Source organism: uncultured Rhodoblastus sp., from assembly GCF_903903185.1.
Taxonomy (GTDB): Bacteria; Pseudomonadota; Alphaproteobacteria; order Rhizobiales; family Beijerinckiaceae; genus Rhodoblastus.
In genome coordinates this window covers 1-3,238 of sequence record NZ_CAIUXT010000056.1, presented here as the reverse complement: position 1 = coordinate 3,238, position 3,238 = coordinate 1, and the positions used below count along the sequence as shown (strand labels likewise).

4 protein-coding genes are annotated in these 3,238 nt (G+C 65.3%); all 4 read left to right on the top strand.

What is annotated here, in order from left to right; translation table 11 throughout:
* Positions 1-527: S26 family signal peptidase (locus QZY01_RS04600; RefSeq protein ID WP_342394874.1), on the top strand; the 527-nt coding region annotated here is incomplete at its 5' end.
* Between the two features lie 35 nt (positions 528-562).
* Positions 563-901, top strand: coding sequence for a DUF736 domain-containing protein (locus tag QZY01_RS04595; protein ID WP_294533933.1), 339 nt, complete (start codon positions 563-565; stop codon positions 899-901).
* A gap of 3 nt (positions 902-904) precedes the next feature.
* A complete protein-coding gene (locus QZY01_RS04590; RefSeq protein WP_294533930.1) occupies positions 905-1,705 on the top strand; it encodes a lytic transglycosylase domain-containing protein in 801 nt (266 codons plus the stop codon).
* A 247-nt stretch (positions 1,706-1,952) separates the two neighbouring features.
* On the top strand, positions 1,953-3,238 hold a 1,286-nt coding region (locus QZY01_RS04585), incomplete at its 3' end, for a DUF3363 domain-containing protein (RefSeq protein WP_294533928.1).

The window sequence follows — 3,238 nt, the reverse complement described above, 5'->3', positions numbered from 1 at the left end:
TCAGGGCCACCTATTTTTCGGCGATGGCGACCGTGGGCGTCGCGTTCGTCAAGCCTCTTCCCAGGCTCATCTGGAACGCCAGCGCGAGCACCCCGATCGGCCTCTACGCCGTGCGGCCGCCAGGCGCGCTGCGCGACACCGAACTTGTCGCCGTCATGCCGCCGGAACCCATCGCGAGCTTCCTCGCCGATGGCGGCTACCTGCCGCGCGGCGTGCCCTTGATGAAACGTGTTCTGGCACTGCCGGGACAGAGCGTCTGCCGGCATGGGCTGCGCATCACCATCGATCAAGTCGAGGTCGGCGATGCGCAAGCCCGCGACCGGCGTGGACGCGATCTCCCCGACTGGCAAGGCTGTCGGACCGTCGCCACCGGGGACGTTTTTCTGATGAACCCCGGCGTCCCCGACAGTCTGGACGGCCGGTATTTCGGCCCACTCCCCGCCAGTGCGATCGTCGGTCGGGCGGTTCCTCTTTGGACCGATGAAGGAGACGACGGCCGCTTCGTGTGGCGTGCCGCGACGCACTGAGGCCACCGCAACCCTGCAATGGAAAGGATGACCACATGGACTGCATCGGTACTTTCACTCGCACCCGAGACGGCTATTGCGGCCGGCTGCGTACGCTCACGATCGATGTCGAACTCACCCTCGTTCCGGCCAATGCCGGGGACGGCGAGAACGCGCCGGACTTTCGGATTCACGCAGGCGACAGCGCCGACGGCCCGGAAGTTGGCGCCGCCTGGAAGCGCACCGGCGAGAAGGCCGGAGCTTATGTCTCGTTGCTGATCGACGATCCGGTCTTCACTCAGCCCATCCGCGCGAATTTGTTCCAGGCTGAAGCCAAGGGATCGAGTTTCAATCTGCTCTGGAACCGTCCGGCGAAGCGCGACGAGCGAGCCTGACCCATGCACACAGCAACTCGTCACGCAGCCGCGCATCCGCTGGTCAGCTCATGTCAGATCTTCGACCGATCGCGCGCCCGTCCGACAGCCATTGCGACCGCCATCATCGCGATGATGGGCATGCCGGGTAACACGCCCTTCGAGTCGGCGGCATTCGCGCAGGGCAAAGCCGCATCTGTCATGCGCGTCGCCGATCCCTTCGCGGCGTTTGTCGGCGAAGCGTCACAGCGGTTTGGAATTCCCGTATCGTGGATCCGCGCCGTCATGCATGCCGAGAGCGGGAAAGACATCCACGCCCTCTCTCCGAAAGGCGCGATGGGCTTGATGCAGATCATGCCGGCGACTTGGGCGAGCCTGCGCGCTCGTCACGGCCTCGGCGCCAATCCATACGATCCGCACGACAATATTCTGGCCGGCGCGGCCTTTCTGCGAGAGCTTCACGATCGCTACGGTTCGCCCGGTTTTCTAGCCGCCTATAATGCCGGACCGGGACGGTATGAGGACCATTTGGCGACCGGCCGACCGCTCCCGAAGGAAACGCGAGCCTATGTCGCCGCGATCGCACCGCTGATCGGTAAAGGGCCGATCACGGGCGCTATTGCAATCGCTTCGGTCCCGCGTTCCCGGACCGAGGGACCAATCTTTGTGGGACAAGACGAAGGCGCTCCAGGTGTCGATGATGCGGCGGCATCGGCGCGGCCGAACCGTTCACCAGGCTTGCGTCGCGTCGTCGATATGTCGGCTCTCGTGCCGCGTTCAGACAGCCTCTTCGTGCGAATCTCTGCTCGGGAGCGGCCCCGGTGAGCGATGGCGCATTTCTTCGGACGCTGGCGGACTACATCGTGGGTTTGACGATGGAGAGGGGTGGACAGGGCAACACGACCAAACGACGGCTAGATAAAAGCGGGTCTCCGGGCGTCATCCAAGCCCTTGAACGGGCTTGTCTTTCTCCGTGCCGCTCGGTCGGGTCGCGTGCCGCTCCCAGGCAGAATACCAATGATTTCAATGGAATTGGCGGCACCACCCACTTTCCAGGCCCGGGATTCCGCGCATGAGCGGCTCCGGCGAGGATTTCCGCGTTCGTCCCGGCCGCATCCGCGGCACCCGCGCCGGCAATTCCAAGAGCTTCGTCAACCAGGTGCTGCGCGCCGCGAAGAGGGCGGGCCATACCGCTCCGCAATCTGGTCCCGGCAAGCCGACCGGCCTTGGCCGCTCGACTTTCGGGCGTGGGCGGCTCGCGTTCAGCCGCAACCGATTGTTCACGCCCACCCGCCGCGTCGTGGTGAAAGCCCGCGTCGCGCGCCATCAGGGACGCGCCTTCCGCTCCGCGCCTATGTCGGCGCATGTCGCCTATCTGAAGCGCGAGGGCGTTACGCGCGACGGCGAGAAGGCGCGCATGTTCGATGCCGAGACCGACCGCGCCGATGATGCTGGATTTGCCGATCGAACGAAGGATGACCGCCACCACTTCCGCTTCATCGTCTCACCCGAAGACGCCGCCGAGATGACCGATCTCCGAGCTTTCACGCGAGACCTCACGCGGCAGATGGAAGCCGACCTTGGGACCAGGCTCGATTGGATCGCCGTCGATCACTGGAACACCGACAATCCGCATGTCCATCTTTTGGTGCGCGGCGTCGATGAGACCGGCCAGGACCTCGTGATTTCCCGCGACTATATCAGCCGCGGCTTGCGCTCCCGCGCCGAGGAGCTTGTAGCGATCGAACTTGGCCCCAAACCCGAGCATGAAATCCGCTCCGCACTTGAGCGCGATGTCGGCGCCGAGCGCTGGACCCGGCTCGACACCGAGATACGCATGGCCGCCGACGAGACCGGGTACATCGATCTCCGCCCGGAGCATACGGGCGCGGCCGATCCAGAGACCCGCCGGCTCATGATCGGCCGCCTCCAGCATCTGGAAACAATGGGGCTGGCCACGCCCGCCGGCCCCGGCGAATGGATGGTCGGGCTCGAAGCGGAACGAAGCCTCCGCGATCTCGGCATGCGCGGCGACATCATCAAGACCATGCACCGCGCCTTCACCGACAATGGCTTCGAGCGCGGCGTCGCCGACTATGTCATCGACACGGGCGCCGCGACGTCGCCGATCATCGGCGGGCTCGTGGACAAAGGCCTGCATGACGAACTGACCGGGGAAGCCTATGCCGTGATCGACGGCACGGATGGCCGCGCTCACCATGTGCGGTTTCGGGATACCGAAGCCTTCACCCATGCCCCACCCATCGGTGGCATCGTCGAGGTGCGCCGGTTCGGTGGCGCCGATGACCAGCGGCCGACGCTGGTGCTTGCGAACCGATCCGACATCGACCTTGCCCG

Bases quoted from the DNA above. Each gene is read 5' to 3' on its own strand.
- QZY01_RS04595 (WP_294533933.1), top strand. From the start codon at position 563: ATGGACTGCATCGGTACTTTCACTCGCACCCGAGACGGCTATTGCGGC.
- QZY01_RS04590 (WP_294533930.1), top strand. From the start codon at position 905: ATGCACACAGCAACTCGTCACGCAGCCGCGCATCCGCTGGTCAGCTCA.